Source organism: Streptomyces sp. SP18CS02 (genome assembly GCF_036322365.1).
GTDB lineage: Bacteria > Actinomycetota > Actinomycetes > Streptomycetales > Streptomycetaceae > Streptomyces.
The window spans coordinates 44,265-59,661 of sequence record NZ_JAQYXC010000306.1 but is presented as its reverse complement, the minus strand read 5'-3'; the positions used below and the strand labels follow the sequence as shown (position 1 = coordinate 59,661).

Annotated in this window: 13 protein-coding genes and 1 pseudogene; 7 read left to right on the top strand and 7 right to left on the bottom strand. The window is 73.5% G+C overall.

Annotated elements, in window-relative coordinates:
* Window positions 1-64: 64 nt before the first annotated feature.
* A complete protein-coding gene (locus tag PUR26_RS33975) occupies window positions 65-1,204 on the bottom strand; it encodes an ABC transporter permease (RefSeq protein WP_329878678.1) in 1,140 nt (379 codons plus the stop codon).
* 180 nt (window positions 1,205-1,384) lie between these two features.
* On the opposite strand from PUR26_RS33975, the gene PUR26_RS33970 reads away from it, so the two are divergent.
* The 3 genes from PUR26_RS33970 (at window position 1,385) to PUR26_RS33960 (ending at window position 3,080) form a co-directional block, all read left to right on the top strand.
* Window positions 1,385-1,738: an STAS domain-containing protein gene (locus tag PUR26_RS33970; RefSeq protein WP_329878677.1), complete on the top strand. Its 354-nt coding sequence runs from the start codon at window positions 1,385-1,387 to the stop codon at window positions 1,736-1,738.
* On the top strand, window positions 1,735-2,670 hold the full coding sequence (locus tag PUR26_RS33965; protein WP_329878676.1) for an anti-sigma factor RsbA family regulatory protein: 936 nt from the start codon (window positions 1,735-1,737) through the stop codon (window positions 2,668-2,670). The genes PUR26_RS33970 and PUR26_RS33965 overlap by 4 nt, the downstream gene beginning before the upstream one ends.
* 155 nt (window positions 2,671-2,825) lie before the next feature.
* Entirely contained in the window at window positions 2,826-3,080 is a 255-nt protein-coding gene (locus PUR26_RS33960; RefSeq protein WP_329878675.1) for a DUF6296 family protein, read from the top strand.
* A gap of 624 nt (window positions 3,081-3,704) precedes the next feature.
* Here the strand turns inward: PUR26_RS33960 and PUR26_RS33955 are convergent.
* Window positions 3,705-4,955: pseudogene (locus PUR26_RS33955) on the bottom strand (DUF6777 domain-containing protein); the annotation flags it as partial.
* A 134-nt stretch (window positions 4,956-5,089) separates the two neighbouring features.
* Here PUR26_RS33955 and PUR26_RS33950 point away from each other — a divergent pair.
* Window positions 5,090-6,478 (top strand): streptophobe family protein, encoded by a 1,389-nt coding sequence (locus PUR26_RS33950; protein WP_329878673.1) that lies wholly within the window; start codon window positions 5,090-5,092, stop codon window positions 6,476-6,478.
* Window positions 6,479-6,580: 102 nt separating this feature from the next.
* On the opposite strand, the gene PUR26_RS33945 is transcribed toward PUR26_RS33950, so the two are convergent.
* The 5 genes from PUR26_RS33945 to PUR26_RS33925 form a co-directional block, all read right to left on the bottom strand.
* Window positions 6,581-7,576 (bottom strand): serine/threonine-protein kinase, encoded by a 996-nt coding sequence (locus PUR26_RS33945; protein WP_329878672.1) that lies wholly within the window; start codon window positions 7,574-7,576, stop codon window positions 6,581-6,583.
* A gap of 6 nt (window positions 7,577-7,582) precedes the next feature.
* Window positions 7,583-8,296, bottom strand: coding sequence for a hypothetical protein (locus PUR26_RS33940; protein ID WP_329878671.1), 714 nt, complete (start codon window positions 8,294-8,296; stop codon window positions 7,583-7,585).
* A 9-nt stretch (window positions 8,297-8,305) separates the two neighbouring features.
* Window positions 8,306-10,654 carry an FHA domain-containing protein gene (locus tag PUR26_RS33935; RefSeq protein WP_329878670.1) on the bottom strand — a complete coding sequence of 783 codons (2,349 nt, stop codon included), beginning with the start codon at window positions 10,652-10,654 and terminating at the stop codon, window positions 8,306-8,308.
* A 125-nt stretch (window positions 10,655-10,779) separates the two neighbouring features.
* Window positions 10,780-11,724, bottom strand: a complete 945-nt coding sequence (locus tag PUR26_RS33930; RefSeq protein ID WP_329878669.1) for a M12 family metallo-peptidase — start codon at window positions 11,722-11,724, stop codon at window positions 10,780-10,782.
* Between the two features lie 311 nt (window positions 11,725-12,035).
* Window positions 12,036-12,611 (bottom strand): TetR/AcrR family transcriptional regulator, encoded by a 576-nt coding sequence (locus PUR26_RS33925; protein ID WP_329878668.1) that lies wholly within the window; start codon window positions 12,609-12,611, stop codon window positions 12,036-12,038.
* Window positions 12,612-12,762: 151 nt separating this feature from the next.
* Here PUR26_RS33925 and PUR26_RS33920 point away from each other — a divergent pair, with 151 nt between their 5' ends.
* From PUR26_RS33920 to PUR26_RS33910, 3 genes are all read left to right on the top strand, one after another.
* Window positions 12,763-13,206 carry a nuclear transport factor 2 family protein gene (locus PUR26_RS33920; protein WP_329878667.1) on the top strand — a complete coding sequence of 148 codons (444 nt, stop codon included), beginning with the start codon at window positions 12,763-12,765 and terminating at the stop codon, window positions 13,204-13,206.
* A 112-nt stretch (window positions 13,207-13,318) separates the two neighbouring features.
* Complete coding sequence (locus tag PUR26_RS33915) at window positions 13,319-14,203, top strand: SDR family oxidoreductase (protein ID WP_329878666.1); 885 nt, start codon at window positions 13,319-13,321, stop codon at window positions 14,201-14,203.
* Window positions 14,200-15,393 (top strand): FUSC family protein, encoded by a 1,194-nt coding sequence (locus tag PUR26_RS33910; protein ID WP_329878665.1) that lies wholly within the window; start codon window positions 14,200-14,202, stop codon window positions 15,391-15,393. The genes PUR26_RS33915 and PUR26_RS33910 overlap by 4 nt, the downstream gene beginning before the upstream one ends.
* Window positions 15,394-15,397: the final 4 nt, after the last annotated feature.

The following is a 15,397-nucleotide window of genomic DNA, read 5'->3' as shown; positions in this document are numbered from 1 at the left end:
CCGGTCCTTCCGTCGGCCCGTGCGGCGGCCGTGGGCCCTTCGCCGGTGCTCGCCCGGGGTCGTGTCAGTCCGCCGCATGCGCCGGTGTCCGGCTCCGGCCGCCGGGGTGGCGGTGGCGCCAGAACCAGAAGACGCCGCTGGACACCAGTGCCCAGCCGGCCAGAACGGCGAACGGGAAGACATGCTGGTGTCCGCCGAAGTACACCGCCGTGTGCTGGGCGTTGACCGAGGCGCCGGGCGGCAGCCAGCGGCCGATGTGGCCCAGTGCGGACGGCAGCAGCGGCCAGGAGACCGCCCCGCCCGATGACGGGTTGCCCAGCAGCACCATCAACCCCCAGGTGGGCAGCATGGCCCAGCGCCCGATGAGGGTGTTGAACATGGTGAAGACCATGCCCGAGGCGAACATGGTCAGGGCCAGGATCAGCCATGACTCCACGAAGGGCAGATCGAGGGCGTTCAGCAGCCAGTCGACGGTCGCGGCGATCGCGAACCCGCCGAGCAGCGCGTACGCCACCGTGAAGCCGATGCGCTCGGCGGGCTGGAGCGCCCGTGCGTGCACGCTCAGCTGGATGGCACCGACGAAGCCGATGATCACCGCGGCGAGCGAGATGTAGAAGAGGGCGAGGCCCCGAGGGTCCCCCGGCTGCAGCCGTTTGATGTCCCGTACCTCGACCGGTACCCCGGTCGCCCCGCTCACCCGCGCCGCCGACTCGGCGAGCACCTGGGCGACCGACGCGCCGGCCGCACTCGCCACGTCCAGTTCTACCGAGCCCTGCCGCACGGTGATGATCGCGAAGATCCGCTGCACCTCCACCGCGTCGCGCGCCTGCGCGTCGGTGGCGAACGGCCGCAGTTCCAGCGACGCGTGGAGGGCCTTCTCCATCCCCGTGATGAATGCGCGGCCCTCTTCCGTCCCGGCGGAGCCGACCACCGCGGTGGGAATGTGCCGAGGGGTCGGGTTGGCCATGGTGTACGTGTACGAACCGGCGAACAGCGCGGCGGCGGCGGCCAGGATCAGGACGAGGACGCAGGCGGGGAGGAAGGGGGACCGCTTGAACGCCGCCCAGCGGTCCGCCCCCGTGGGCGGCCGGCCGTGGGCCCCGTGTCCGGAGCCACCGGGCGCGTCCGAAGGCCCGGATGCGCCGGGCTGCACGGGTTCACGGGTGTTCTGGGACACGTCGGGTGTATCAGGCCTGTCGGACATGGCGTCAGGCTAAAGCACGCATACCAGGCGAAAGGCTTCGGCTCTCCTGTCCTCGGCCATGCGTTCCGGTGTCTCCCCGGAACGACCGCACCGGGATCACAACCGGTACGACTTCGTCCTTCGGTGTTCACGCGGTACTTTCGGGTACGGCCGAAGAGGGCCCATCCCACAGAGGTGAGCATGGCGGTGCAGTACAACAGCGGGGGCGGGGAGGCAGGCGCGCCCCACCGTGCCGCCCTCGCGGTCCGGCGGATCGAGGACCGGCCGGGCGTGCACGTGTCCGGCGAGGTGTGCCTGAGCACGCAGACGGAGTGGCAGCAGACGCTGGACCGTCTGACCACGAGCGATGAGGACGTACACATGGATTTGTCGCGACTGACTTTTGTCGATGTCGCGGGAGCGAGTTCGCTGGCCCGTGCGGCGCAGCGACTGCCCATGGGGCGGCGGATCGTGGTCAGCAACCCGCCCGCCTCCCTCGTCCGGTCGCTCGACCTGTTCTGGCCGGACCTCTGCGGGATCGAGGTCGCGAAGTGACCGGCGTCGCGGCGCAGGCCGAGCCGTTCGTGCACCCGGCCCTCTTCTACGCGGACGAAGCCGCGTACCTGTCCGGCACCGTCCCGTTCCTGGAGGCCGGGCTCGCCAAGGACGAGCCGGTGGCCGTCGCCGTTCCCGCCGCCAACCTCGCGTTGCTCCGCGACGCCCTGGGGCGCGACGCCGAACGGGTCGGCCTGATCGACATGGAGCAGGCGGGCCGCAACCCCGGACGGATCATCCCCCGGGTCCTGCGGGCCTTCGCGGACGCCCACCCCGGCCGCCATGTGCGGATCATCGGCGAGCCGATCTGGCAGAGCCGCAGCGCCGAGGAGTACCCGGCCTGCGTGCAGCACGAGGCCCTGATCAACCATGCCTTCACCGGCCGGACGGTCACGATCCTGTGCCCCTACGACACCTCCCGGCTGGACGAGCGGGTGCTCACCGACGCGCGCGCCACCCACCCGGTGCTCATCGAGGGCGGCGTCGAGCTCCCCAGTCAGATGTACGCGCCCGACCGGGTGGTCGCCGACTACAACCTGCCGCTCGCCGTGCCGCGGGATGTCGACGGGCTGGACTTCGACGCCGATCTGCTGCCCGAGGCGCGCAGGTACGCCACTCGCCGGGCCCTCGCGCTGGGGCTGCCCGGCAACCGTCACGACGACTTCGCCCTGGCGGTCGCCGAGCTGACCACCAACAGCGTGGTCCACGGTGGCGGCAGCGGGACGGTGCGCGTCTGGGTGGAGGGCGGCCATCTGGTGTGCGAGGTGCGGGACCGGGGTCTGCTGGACGATCCGATGGCGGGCCGCCGTCCCGCCGCGCCCGGTCAGATCGGTGGTCGCGGCCTGCTCCTGGTCCACTACCTCAGCGACCTGGTACGCCTCCACTCCGGGAGCGAGGGCACCACCGTCCGCTCCTACTTCCGATGCCCGTGACCAGGGGCTGACCTGCGGGGCCCTGCCCGGGAAAGCGCGTCCGCGGGCAGGGCGCCCCGGAGGACTCAGGTGTAGGGATTCGTCCGGATAGGTGTGTAGTGACCCGGTATGGGCACGCGTGGTAGCGCGATGCTTTGCTGGGAGGTGGCATGGGCATGCAAGAGCAACCCGATCGGTACGAGCTGGTCTTCGTCCACGGAAGCCCGTCGGCGGCAGTGCTGCACGGAGAGGACGTCGTGGCGGTCCACCGCACCGACCGCAAGGGCCCAGGAGGGCACCCGGTGTACTCGGACGACACCGGGATCGTCCTCGCCGAGATCAGCGACCGGGGCGAGGTGCGGATGCTCGCCAGTGGCGGGCACCAGAACCTGCCGACCACCGTCGAGGCCCGCCCCGCCCGCCCGGCCTGAAGGGCGCCGCGCCCGTCCGAAGGCGCCGCGCGCTCGACGGCGGGGGCGGCGGCCCGGCCCGGGGAACGTGGCCGGCCGCGTCCACCGGACGCCCGGCCCGGGTCGGGCCGCTCACGCACGTCCCGGCCCGGACGGGGCGGCCTCCTTCGTTCCCCCGTACCACCGGCGCCCGAACCGCGGAAGGGCCCGGTATGCCACGGGCCGCCGAACGGGCCTGCCGGGCGGACAGTCGTGCGGCCGGATGGCCCGGGGGCGCGCCGGCAGCCCGGGCGAAGCTCACTTCGATCTGCTTCGGTCCGCTTCGGCCTGCTCGCCGGTCGTGGCCCCGGTGGCCGCTCCCACGCCGAGGCCGGCGCCGCGCGCCGGCGCCGGACGCGGACGAGGGCCGTCCGGTCAGTACGCCGGTGGCGGTGTGCCCGGCTCCGCCGGCGGCTCGGTCGCCGGCCCCGGGGCGGTCGAGGCTCCCGGTTCCGAGTACTCGTCCGGCGGGGCCGGCTCGGAGACCGACCCCGTGGTCTGCGAACGGGTGGCGGTGGTGGGGGAGGGTTCCGCGGGTGTGGACTGCGTGTACGCCGGCGCCGAGTAGGTGGATTCCGGGCGCTCGGACCGTGGCGGCGTCCGCCCGGGCGGTTCCGGTGAGGAGGTCTCGCCGGTGGGGTGGGCGGGGGGCTCGGGCGTGGAGGTCCGGGGGGCCGGCGGCGAGGAAGGCTCCGACGGCGGGCGCTCGGGGCGGGAGGTCCGCGTCGTCGGGGTCTCCCGCGACGGCGACTGCCCGGACGGCGGAGCGGGACTCGTCACGCCGGACGGGTAGGCGGGGCTCCTCACGTCCGACGGGACCGGCGACGACGGTCCGGTCGGCAGCTCCGTGACCGACGGCGTCGCCGGTCTCGGCGGCGGCTTCGTCTCCTTGTCGCGCTTGCCCGTGTGATCGCCGTGCTCACGGGCGATCCACTCGTCCTTCTCGGTGTCGAAGAGGACGAACACCTTGACGGGCCTGGGCGCCGGTGTGACGACCACGGTCTTCGACGGCTGGTAGCCGGGCCACGGTTCGCCCCGGGGGCGCGGAGCGGTCCGCTGGGCCACCGGCTCGGTCAGCGGATTGCCGCAGGCGCACCGGACCCTGGGCACCCCCCGGCCGTCGATGAGGACGGCGGTTCCCCGCTGGAGCACCGCCTGGTACTCGGTCGCCCGGCCGTCCCGGAAGCCGTGGTTGGTCACCCGGGTGTCCAGCAGCAGGTTCACCGGAGTCAGGCTCCGGAGATGCTCGGGGACGCCGGCCGGTTCGATGCCGAGCACGGAGGCGAACGAGCTGTTCTTGGCGGCGTCGGCGCTCAGGTACGCGATCTGCCGCTCGACGTCGCAGCTCGCGACCTTTTTCGTGCCGCCGTACAGGCCCTGCGCCGAACCCGCGTAGTTGTGCAGCTGGTTGGGCCCGGTCGGCTGCTCGGTCGGGGTGGGGTGGGTCGGGGGCGGCCGGGAGACCGGGGTCTCACGGGCCGTGGAATCCGTGTAGGGGTCGGGTCCGGTGGCGGACGCGTTCTGGAGGAACAGCTCACCGCCCGTCGCCTCGTCTCCGCCCCCGTTGCCGCCGGTCCGGGACAGGACGACGGACAGCACCACCGCCGCCACCAGGACGCAGGCGACGGCCGCGATCGCCGGGACGGAGCGCCACCACGGGCGGCCCCCGCCGCCGCCGTGGTCGCCGCTCCCGCCACCGCCGGTGGAGCCGCCTCCACCGGAGCCGCCTGCGCCTCCCCGGCCGCCCGGCAGCGTGGGAGGGGCCGGTGGGCCGGTCGCCCGGGGGCGTGTCGGGGGACCCGAGAGGGGCCCCGAGGGAGGGCCGATGGGGCGATCGGAGGGAGGTTGGGAAGTCACGGTTTCCCCTTTCTTCCGTTCCGCGCCCATTGTGTGCTCCGGTGTGGTACCTCCCGCAAGCCGAAAGCGGGCCCGGCGGGAACCGCCTCTCTTCCGGCAGGCGGGCCGTCCGCCGCCCGCTTACCGTGGGCAGAGTGAGTCGTCAGGGATCCACTGCTCGAAGCGGCGCCCTACGCGTCGTCCACGACTGGCGCGACGCCCTTGTCGCCGTCGCCGCCGGGCTGGTGGCGATGGCCGTCACGGCCGCGCTCGGGCTGTGGGCGGCCGGCGCCGCGCAGCTGCCCGACGGCGCGTTCCCGCGTGTCGTCGCGGCCGTCGTGGTGATGGCCGCCGGTGGCACGGTGGAACTCTTCGGGAACGCCGGGGCCTTGGCCGACACGGATGCCGAACTGGCCGCCATGCCCCTGTCCGTGACCCTGGCCGGAGCACTGGCGATCGGCATCTGCTTCCTCCGGCCGCTGCGCCACCGCGCCGTCGCCGGTACGGGAGAACTGCTCGGCCGGGTGGCCCGTACGACCGTGCTGTGGCTCGCGGCCCTCGCCGCGGTCACCGCCCTCGCGCGGCAGCACTTCCCGATCGTCACGGACACGCCGGCCGACCTCATCGGTGAACTGCTCGACGCCACGCCCACCGTCGGCTTCGGCGCGGACCTCGGGCCCACACTCCTGTTCGGGCTGCTGTGGGTGCTGGGCGTCCTGCTGGCGGCCCTGCTGGTGTCCCGTCGGGCCCCCCTTCCATCCCGGCTGCTCCACTGGCAGCAACCGGTCCGCCCGGCCGCCTTCGCGATGCTCCTGCTGCTCCTCGCGTACGTCGTGATCGGCCTCGTCGCCGGGCTGGTCGTGGCCGCCACCCGGGGCCATCCCGACCGGACGTTCGCCGTGCTGCTGCTGGGGCTGCCCAACATCGCCTGGCTCGCCCTCGGTGTGGGCATCGGCGGCTCCTGGGAGGGCAAGGTCGAGGAGCCCTTCGGGCTGCCCCTGCCCCAGGTCCTGGACTCCGTACTGCGCGGGCAGCGGAACTCCACCGTCGACGTTCGCTCGCTGGCCGCGTACGACGAGCGCGCCTGGTGGCTGGTGCCCATCGCGGCCGGGCTGGTGCTGGCGGCCGCCTTCGTCATGGCGGTGCGCTCACCCGCCGGGGTGCGGCTGTGGCGGCACGCGATGCACGGGGGCATCGCCTTCGCGCTCACCATGCTCGCGATCTGCCCGGTGACCCGCGTCCACGCACGCTACGGCCTGTCGCTGCTGGGCATCGGCGACATCGAGGAGTTCGGCGGTGAGGTGGTGCTGAAGCCGCACCTGTGGACCATCGTGGCCCTCGCTCTTCTGTGGGGCCTGGTGGCCGGCCTCCTCGGCGGACTGCTCGCCTCGCGCGTCCGCCGCCGGGGCGAGGTCGACGCCGACGGGCGGGAGCCGGGCGGGACCGGTATGCGGACGGCCGAGGTGCCGGGCGCCGGCCGGCCGGGGAACGGCGTGACGCCGCGCCGACGCCCCGGCCCCCGGTCCACCGGACGGACCGGCTGACGCGCCGCACGCACCGCACCCATCCCACGGCGGGGGACCGGGGGCGGTCCCCGGGGCGCTGGGCGCTCACGCTCGCCGGCCACCCGGACGGCTGCCGGAGGATCACAGGCCGCCGGGAAACGCCGGTCGTGCCCAGGGCGGCGGATCGGGTGGCGGTCCGGCGGACGTCGGGACCTGCGGACGGGACCTGGACGCACCGCCGCCGTCCGGGGCGGACATCGCCGCCGCGCGCAGGTCCGCCACGAACCCGAGACAGGTGTCGTACCGCTCCTGGGGGGACTTGGCGAGCGCCTTCGCCAGCACGGCGTCGACGGCCTCGGGGAGCTCGGGCCGATCGGCGGTGAGCGGGGGCGGTGGCGCGAACTGGTGCGCGTAGAGCAGTGCCACCTCGTCCTCCCGGCGGTAGGGCGGCGCTCCCGCCAGCATCTCGAAGACGACACACGCGAGGCTGTAGAGGTCGCACCGGCCGTCGACCGGCTGCCCCAGGAACTGCTCCGGAGCCATGTAGCCGAGTGTCCCCACGTACCCGTCCACGCTGGTGAAGACCTTGCTGGAGAGCGACTTCTTCATCAGCCCGAAGTCCGTGAGATACACCTGCTCGGGATGGTCGGTGTCCGTCCCCTCGGCGACCAGGATGTTGCTCGGTTTGACGTCCCGGTGCACCAGGTCGAGCGCGTGGGCCGCGTCCAGGGCGGACGCCACCTGGACGGCGATCCGTCCGGCCTGCTCCACCGGCAGCGCTCCCTCACGCTCCAGCAGGGCGCCCAGGTCCGATCCGCGGACCAGCCGCATCGCGATGTACAGCACGCCCTCCACCTCGTCCGCCTCGTACACGGGCACGATGTGCGGGTGGTCGATGGCCGCGGCCACCCGTGACTCATGGGCGAACCGCTTGCGGAAGGTGTCGTCGCGGGCCAGGTCCGGGGCCAGGAGCTTCAGCGCCACGTCCCGCTCCAGGCGCAGGTCCCACGCGCGGTACACGACCGCCATGCCACCGCGACCGATCTCGCCCCTGATCTCGTAGTGCGCGATGCGCTGGCCGATCGGTCCGGACGGCCTGCCGAAGGGGAGACCGGCCGCGCCGGTGACATCGCTCATCAGATCTCACCCGTCCGTCGAGTAGTAGCGGGGACCGCCGTCGTCCCGCTCGGCCACCCGGGCGCCCTCCGGGGGCGCGTCGGGCCCCTCGGCGCCCGTGATCCGGTCGGTTTCGTACCCGGCCACCCCGGGAGGCCCGGACGCCGCAGCGGCCGGGACGGGGGGCGGGGACGCGGACCGCCTGGAGCCGGACACGGCGGCCGGGACGTCGGAGGACGCCGCGAACGGGCCGAGCCGGGTGCCGTCGCAGTACACCCACCGCTCCTGCTCCGCGTCGTACAGCCACATCGCCTCGCCGTCCACCACGATGCCCACCCGCAGACCCCGGGTCCGGCGCAGGAAGCCCTCGCCGTCCAGCGTCCCCGCCGCCATCTCCTCGGCGACCCGCCGGTACCGGGTCACGGACTCCTCCGCCCGGGCCAGCAGCGGCCGCGGGTCGGCGGTCCGGCCCACGGGCTGCCCCGCGACCGGGGGATCGTGGGGCACGGAGATCAGCAGGCGTCCGTCGACCCAGGCGGACCAGCCGTTGGAGCAGACGACCCGCCCCCAGTCGCCCACCCGCTCCACCAGCTGCACGGGCAGGAAGGGGTCCAGCGGCTCGGTGGGACGCGAGGGATCGGGCAGTTCCCAGGAGGGCAGGCCGTCGCGCGGGACGACGTGCGTCGGCCGGAAGTCCGTCCCCGGATCGAAGGGTGCGGCGGAAGTGATTGGAATGCCCATGTGCCCTGCCTACTTTCGCATGATCACTGGTTCGTGCCGGCGGAGCAGCCTGGCGACCACGAGACCGAGGACGAGACAGAGCACCACCATCATCCCCATGTCGAGCAGCCATGCCTCCACGGTGTGCGCGAACAGCGGATCGGCCGTCCTCCCGCCCGGCGCGATCCTCCCGATGTCGATGGTCGCCCCCATCGCGCCGAACGCCCACCGCGAGGGGACGAGCCACGCCAGCTGCTCGACGACCGGCGCGCCCCGGATCTCCAGCAGTCCTCCGCAGAACACCACCTGGATGATGGCGAGGAGCACCAGAAGGGGCATGGTGACCTCCTCCTTGCGCACCAGGGCGGAGACGAGCAGGCCGAGCATCGTCGCGGTGAACGACAGCAGCGCGACGGCCAGCGTGATCTCGACGAGCGGAGGGAGCAGCACCCCTCTTCCGCCGGGGACGTTGAGCGGGACGCCGACGAGCGCGACCAGGGTGAGCACGACCGCCTGCACCACCGTGATCAGGCCGAGGACCACGACCTTCGACATCAGGTACGCCGATCTCGACAGGCCCACGGCTCGTTCCCGGCGGTAGATGGTGCGTTCCTTGACGAGTTCGCGCACCGCGTTCGCGGCGCCGGTCAGTACCCCGCCGACGCACAGGATGAGCAGGACGTTCATGGTCGAGGCGGGTCCGAGGGAGCCCTCGGACAGCGCCCGCGCCATCGCGCCCATCACGAACGGCAGCGCGATCATGATGACCAGGAAGGTGCGGTCGGCGCTCAGCGCCGCCGCGTAACGGCGGACGAGCGTGCGCAGCTGGGACGCCCAGCTCTGCGCCTTGGGCGGAGGCAGGGAGACGGCCTCCGCCCCCGCGCCCTGGAGGCGGGGCCGGGCCATGGCACCCGTGACGTACTGCTGGTGGAACCGGGAGGCGCGGTACTGCCCGGCCCAGTCGCGGTCCCGGTCCGTCTCGAACGCCTCGAACGCCTCCGGCCACTGCTCGAAGCCGAAGAAGCCGAGTGCCTCCCGAGGCGGCCCGTAGTAGGCGGTCCGGCCGCCCGGGGCCAGCACCAGCAGCCGGTCGCACACCTCCAGGCTGAGCACGCTGTGGGTGACGACGATGACCGTACGCCCGTCATCGGCCAGGCCTCGCAGCATGTGCATCACCGAGCGGTCCATGCCCGGGTCGAGACCCGAGGTCGGTTCGTCCAGGAACAGCAGCGACGGTTTCGTCAGCAGCTCCAGGGCCACACTGACCCGCTTGCGCTGGCCGCCCGAGAGGCTGTGGATCGCCTGGTCGGCCCGCTCGTCGAGCCCCAGTTCGCGCACGACCTCCTCCACCCGGTCCTGCCGTTCGGAGGGGGCCGTGTCCTCGGGGAAGCGCAGCTCCGCGGCGTACCCGAGGGCGCGCCGCACGGTCAGCTGGTGGTGCAGGATGTCGTCCTGCGGGACGAGCCCGATGCGCTGGCGCAGCTCCGCGTAGTCGCGGTACAGGTCACGGCCGTCGTACAGCACCGTTCCGTGGTCGGCCGGGCGCTGGCCGGTCAGCGCGTTGAGTAGGGTGGACTTACCCGAGCCGCTCGGTCCGACGACCGCGAGCAGGCACTTCTCGCCGACCGGGAACGACATCCCGTCGAGCAGGGTCCTGCTGCCCCGGTCCACGGTGACCGTCAGGTCCTGGACGTCGAGCGAGATCTCCCCGGTGTCGGTGAACTCCACCAGCTGGTCGCCGACCAGGCAGAACACGGAGTGGCCTATGCCGACGATGTCGTCGGACGTCACCGGCGCCTCGGCGACGGGCTGACCGTTGAGGAAGGTGCCGTTGTGGCTGTCGAGGTCCAGGATCCAGTAGGTGTCGTCCGAGTGGTGGCGCAGTTCCGCGTGCCGGCGGGAGACCACCAGGTCGTCGATGACCAGGTCGTTGTCGTGGCTGCGCCCGATGCGCACGGTCCGGGTGGGCAGCGGCCGTACGGAGGTGGGCTCCCGGAATGTGCCGGTGGCGGCGGGCAGCGACACGGCGGCCGGCCGCGGGGACTCCGGAGGCGGCGGGTCGCGCCCGGTCAGTACGGCGCACGGCCCGTCGTCGGGGTGCCCGAACCGAAGGACGCTCCCGGCCTCCACGCCCCACTCCCGCACCCGTCGGCCGTCGGCGAAGGTGCCGTTGGTGCTGCCCTCGTCCCGCACGGTCCAGCGGCCACCGTCGGGACGCAGCACCGCGTGGTGCCAGGAGATACGGGCATCGACCAGCACGATGTCGCTCGTGGGGTCGCGGCCGATGCGGTAGCTCCGGTCCGGACGCATCACTGTGGAGTCCCCGTCGATGTCGAGGACCAGCGCGGGTGCTGAGGGCACGACGGGCTGCTCTCCCATAGGGGAATTTTATCGTTCCGGCCCGCTGTGCGCTGGGTCCGCGGCGATACTCCGGCCTCCCGTGGGCGCAGCGCCGCAGGCGTGCGCCGGTGGCCGGGGCACGGGTGTCCGAGGGGGCGGCGGTGTCAGTGGCGGGCCCGGTGCGGGCGTTCGCGGTAGCCGGCGACGATCCGCACCACCGCGTTGAACACACGGACGGTGTCCGCGGGACGGGCTTCCCACACCGGTGTGCCCAGCCGTTCTCCCCCGTAGGTCTGGCGCGGATTGGAGAAGCGGTTGATGCGGGTGCACCGGCCCCCGGTGGCCCGGCGGCAGCTCGACTCGTACGCCTCGATCGTGGACCACGCGCCGGAGCGCGGGAAGTGTCCCCGGGCGGTCGCGCCGCCGCGCGGAGCGGTCACGTGGTCGTGCTGCGCGCCCAGGTTGTGCGCGATCTCGTGGGCGAGCGAGTGCCTGGCCAGGCCGTTCTGGGCGACGAGGCTGTAGCTGTAGCCGCTGGTGCGCGAGGTCACGCGGCGTGGCCGGCTGGCGAGACCCGAGGCGCCCTGGCTGCCGGTCACCACCGTGACGAGATCGGCGCCGTACTGCTCGCGCAGCCGGGGCAGGCCGTCGGCGACGCCGTCACCGCGCCGGGCGACCGCCGTCAGCAGCCCGTCGCCCGTCAGGTCCAGCCGGGCGGGGACCCTCACCCGGGTGATTCCCACCAGGCGCAGACGGGCGTGGACCGCGCTGGTCGCGAAGGCCTGGGAGGCCGAGGACACGGCCTGCCGGATACGGGAGCGCACCCTGCCCTCGCCGCCCGCCTCCGCCGCCGCCTTGGAGGTGAAGGCGGCCAGGATGTCGATGGTCACCGTCCCGCTCCCGGCGCCCGCCCGAGGCACCCCGGCGCAGTGACGTTTCCGCTGCGTCGCGGACAGGCACCCGTCGCCGGCGTGATCGTGTGCGCGGGCCGGCGCGGTCGCCGCGGACATCGGCTCGTGGGGCTGGCCGTGTGCGGCGGGAACGGAGCCGGTGGTGCCCAGGACGAGTGCCAGAGCGGCGGCGCCCAGGGAGGAGTTCGCGATGCGCATGTCCGTCCTTTCGCGGGACCACGGACCTTAGAGGGTTCTCCGCGCAAGTTCGGTGCTGCATGCATCGAGTCAACGGGATTCACCGGGATGGAGTCGCCCGGTGGACCCCCGGGCCGGCGGAGGGACCGGAGGGCCGTCACCCCGCGGGGCTGTCCGCCGCTGTCGCCGCCGCGCCCGCCCGCCGAGCCGCCGATCGCGGTGGACGCCTCGCCACCTCGCCAGCTCCGGGGAGCCGACGCGCCCGTGCACGGAGCCGTCCGTCGCTGTCGCCGAAGCGCCCGCGCGAGGGGGCGGCACGCGCCGTGCCGGCTTCACCCGGAGGCGGCCACGGCCGGGGCCGCCCGCAGAAGGAGCCGCGCGGCCTCCCGGGCCTGCCGTGCGGGCTCGGGCGTGCCGGTGATGGCCGCCGTGGTGATGGCCCCCTCGGCCAGCAGGGTCACCTGCGCACCGGTCCCGCCGCCCGCGCCCGCCTCGGCCACCAGCGCGTCGACGTACTGCCGGAACGCCTCCTTGTGCCGCCGGGCCGCCCCGGCCACCTCGGGGGAGGTGGCGCCGAGCTCCCCGAAGGAGTTGATGAACGCGCAGCCCCGGAAGCCGGGCTCCCCGAACCATCGGTGCAGCCAGTCGAAGACCGCCAGGACCCGGTCGCCCGGCGGGGCGTCCACGGTGTCGACATAGGCGGCGAGGTCGTGTCGCCACCGCGCGTCGCGTCGCAGCAGATACGCCTCGACCAGGGCGCCCTTCGAGGGGAAGAGCTGGTAGAGGCGGCGCAGGGTGACGCCGGAAGCGCTCCGGACGGCGTCCATGCCGACCGCCTGGACGCCCTGGCCGTAGAAGAGCCGCTCGGCCGCGTCCAGGATGCGTTCCCGCGTCGCCTCGGTCTCCATGCCGTCACTTCCTCCCCCTGGGGAACGTCCCTGCCGCCGACGTTCCCGCCCGGGGCGTCCTGTCCTGGGCGCCTTGCTTGAGAACCAGCGTTCTCGTAGGGTATCGCATCAGATGAGAACGATCGTTCTCACCGCTCGGAGGGAGACACCCATGTCCGTTCGGCCGCCTGTCCGGCGTCTGCCCGTGCCGCCGTTCACCGAGGAGAGCGCCCGCCGGAAGGTGCGACTCGCCGAGGACGCCTGGAACACCCGCGACCCCGAGAGGGTCGCCCTCGCCTACACGGAGGACTCCGAGTGGCGCAACCGGGACGTGTTCGTCAACGGACGGTCGGAGATAGTGGAGTTCCTGACCGGCAAATGGGAGCGCGAACTGGACTACCGGCTGCGCAAGGAGCTGTGGGCCTGGAGCGGCGACCGCATCGCCGTGCGCTTCGAGTACGAGTACCACGACGCCGACGGCCAGTGGTTCCGTGCCTACGGCAACGAGAACTGGGAGTTCGACGAGAACGGCCTGATGCGCAAGCGCTACGCGAGCATCAACGACCTCCCCATCACCGCCGGGGAACTCCGCGTCGCCCGCCGGCCGGAGGCGTGAAACCCCTTCCGCGGCTCCGCGCGGGACCGGGGCCGGCGGCGTGGCGGGCCATGCATCGGTCGACGGCGGCTGGGCACGCGGAAGGGGAAACCGCGATGATCAGGAGGCCATCATGACGGACCCCAGCCCCCAGGACCCGGTGACCCGCCACCCGCGCCCCGACTTCCCCGAACAGGACCAGACCCACCCCGGACGGACCGGGGCGATGGATCCACCGCCGGACCACGGTGAGGAGTCGTACCGGGGCAGCGGGCTTCTGCAGGGGCGTACGGCCGTCGTCACCGGCGGCGACTCGGGCATCGGCCGGGCCGTGTGCCTGGCCTACGCCCGCGAGGGCGCCGACGTGATGTTCACCCATCTCCCCGAGGAGCACGACGACGCCCGCGAGACGGTACGCCTCATCGAGGAGGCGGGCCGCAAGGCCGTCGCCGTCGCCTGCGACATCAGGGACGAGGCGCGGTGCGCGTCCCTGATCGAGCGGGCCGTCGACGAGTTCGGCCGGATCGACCTCCTGGTGAACAACGCCGCCTACCAGATGGCCCAGACGGACGGCATCGAGGCGATCTCCACCGAGCAGTTCGACCGGGTGATGAAGACCAATCTGTACGGCATGTTCTGGCTGACCCGGATGGCGCTGCCGCACATGCCCCGGGGCGGTTGCGTCCTCAACACCACCTCCGTACAGGCGTACCAGCCGAGCCCGCCCCTGCTGGACTACGCCATGACGAAGGCCGCCATCGTGGCCTTCACCCACGGACTGGCGCAGATGCTGGCCCCGCGCGGCATCCGGGTCAACGCCGTGGCGCCGGGTCCCGTGTGGACGCCGCTGATCCCCGCGACGATGCCCGGGACCGCGGAGTTCGGCAAGCAGTCGCCCCTGGGCCGGCCGGCCCAGCCGGCCGAGATGGCCCCGGCGTACGTGTTCCTGGCGTCGTCGCGGGCGAGCTACATCACCGGGGAGATCCTCAACGCCACCGGAGGTACCCCGCTCCCGTGAGCCGTGCGGAGAAGTGGGCGGCGCCCTGGCACCGCGTCGCCCAGGAGATGGCGGCGATCGGCCGCGCGGGACGCCGGGCCGTCTCGGGCGCCGGGCCGGAACGGGACATGGCGGTGCAGTCGCTCAAGGCCGCGGGGGCGGCCGTCCTCGCCTGGGCGGCAGCCGGCTGGTGGTGGCAGGCGCCGCTCGCCCTCATGGCCCCCTGGACGGCCATCGCCCTGGTGCAGAGCACCGTCTACCGCTCCCTGCGGGCCGGCCTCCAGCAGGTCGTCCTCATCGCGGCCGGCACGGTGCTGGCCGCCGCGGCGGCGGCACTCACCCCCAACACCGTGGCGGCGATGGCGCTCGCACTGCCGGTGACGATGCTCATCGGCAACTACGCGCGCTTCGGCGACCAGGGGGTCTACGCCTCCACCACCGCGCTGTTCGTCCTCGTGTACGGCTCCTACAGCGGGTTCGACATCCTCCACCGGCTGCTGGAGACGTTTCTGGGCGCCGTCATCGGTATCGGGGTCAACGCGTTGATCCTCCCCCCGGTACCGCTGCGCCACGCCCGCGACTCGCAGTACCGGCTGCCCCGGGACGGCGGCGCCCTGCTGCGCGTCATGGCCGAGGACATCGAGAGCGGCTACGGTCCGCGCCAGGCCCAGGACTGGCACCGCCGCGCCCTCGACCTGACCCGCCTCGGCGCCGACCTGCGGGATGCCCGGCGCCGGGCCGACGAGGGCTACCGCTTCAACCCGGCCCACCGGCTGCGGCGCCCCGGCCCCGCGCTGCCCGCCGCGGAGTGGGACGCCGCCTGGGAGCGCGTCGCAGGGCACCTGTCCACCTCGACCCGGCTGCTCGTGGAGGCGGTGGGCGAGAACTCCAGGCTCGCCCCGCCTCCGTACGGAACGCTGGAGGACGTGCCCGTCATGCTGCACGCCCTCGCCGATGTGTGCGAGGCGGACTGCTCCGCCCTGTCCGGCTCAGGGGAGGCCCCGCAGGAGGACCGCGCCGAGGCCATGGCCCGGGCCTGGGCGGCCCATGGGCGGCGCAAGTCCCGGCTGGCCGAACGGGTCGCCGCGGAGGACCAGGAGACGGCGACCTCGGTCGGCGGCCTGGCCGCCCTGACCCAGCAGCTCCTCCACGACCTGGAGGCCGCCCGGCCCGGCCCGGGGCCCCACGCGCCCTCCGGGGATCCCGTCTGAGGCG

Excerpts from the sequence above, each read along its gene's own strand:
- PUR26_RS33945 (WP_329878672.1), bottom strand. The coding sequence starts at position 7,576 with ATGAGCGATGTCACCGGCGCGGCCGGTCTCCCCTTCGGCAGGCCGTCC.
- PUR26_RS33960 (WP_329878675.1), top strand. The coding sequence starts at position 2,826 with ATGCAAGAGCAACCCGATCGGTACGAGCTGGTCTTCGTCCACGGAAGC.
- PUR26_RS33920 (WP_329878667.1), top strand. The coding sequence starts at position 12,763 with ATGTCCGTTCGGCCGCCTGTCCGGCGTCTGCCCGTGCCGCCGTTCACC.
- PUR26_RS33940 (WP_329878671.1), bottom strand. The coding sequence starts at position 8,296 with ATGGGCATTCCAATCACTTCCGCCGCACCCTTCGATCCGGGGACGGAC.
- PUR26_RS33970 (WP_329878677.1), top strand. The coding sequence starts at position 1,385 with ATGGCGGTGCAGTACAACAGCGGGGGCGGGGAGGCAGGCGCGCCCCAC.
- PUR26_RS33915 (WP_329878666.1), top strand. The coding sequence starts at position 13,319 with ATGACGGACCCCAGCCCCCAGGACCCGGTGACCCGCCACCCGCGCCCC.
- PUR26_RS33930 (WP_329878669.1), bottom strand. The coding sequence starts at position 11,724 with ATGCGCATCGCGAACTCCTCCCTGGGCGCCGCCGCTCTGGCACTCGTC.
- PUR26_RS33975 (WP_329878678.1), bottom strand. The coding sequence starts at position 1,204 with ATGTCCGACAGGCCTGATACACCCGACGTGTCCCAGAACACCCGTGAA.
- PUR26_RS33935 (WP_329878670.1), bottom strand. The coding sequence starts at position 10,654 with ATGGGAGAGCAGCCCGTCGTGCCCTCAGCACCCGCGCTGGTCCTCGAC.
- PUR26_RS33925 (WP_329878668.1), bottom strand. The coding sequence starts at position 12,611 with ATGGAGACCGAGGCGACGCGGGAACGCATCCTGGACGCGGCCGAGCGG.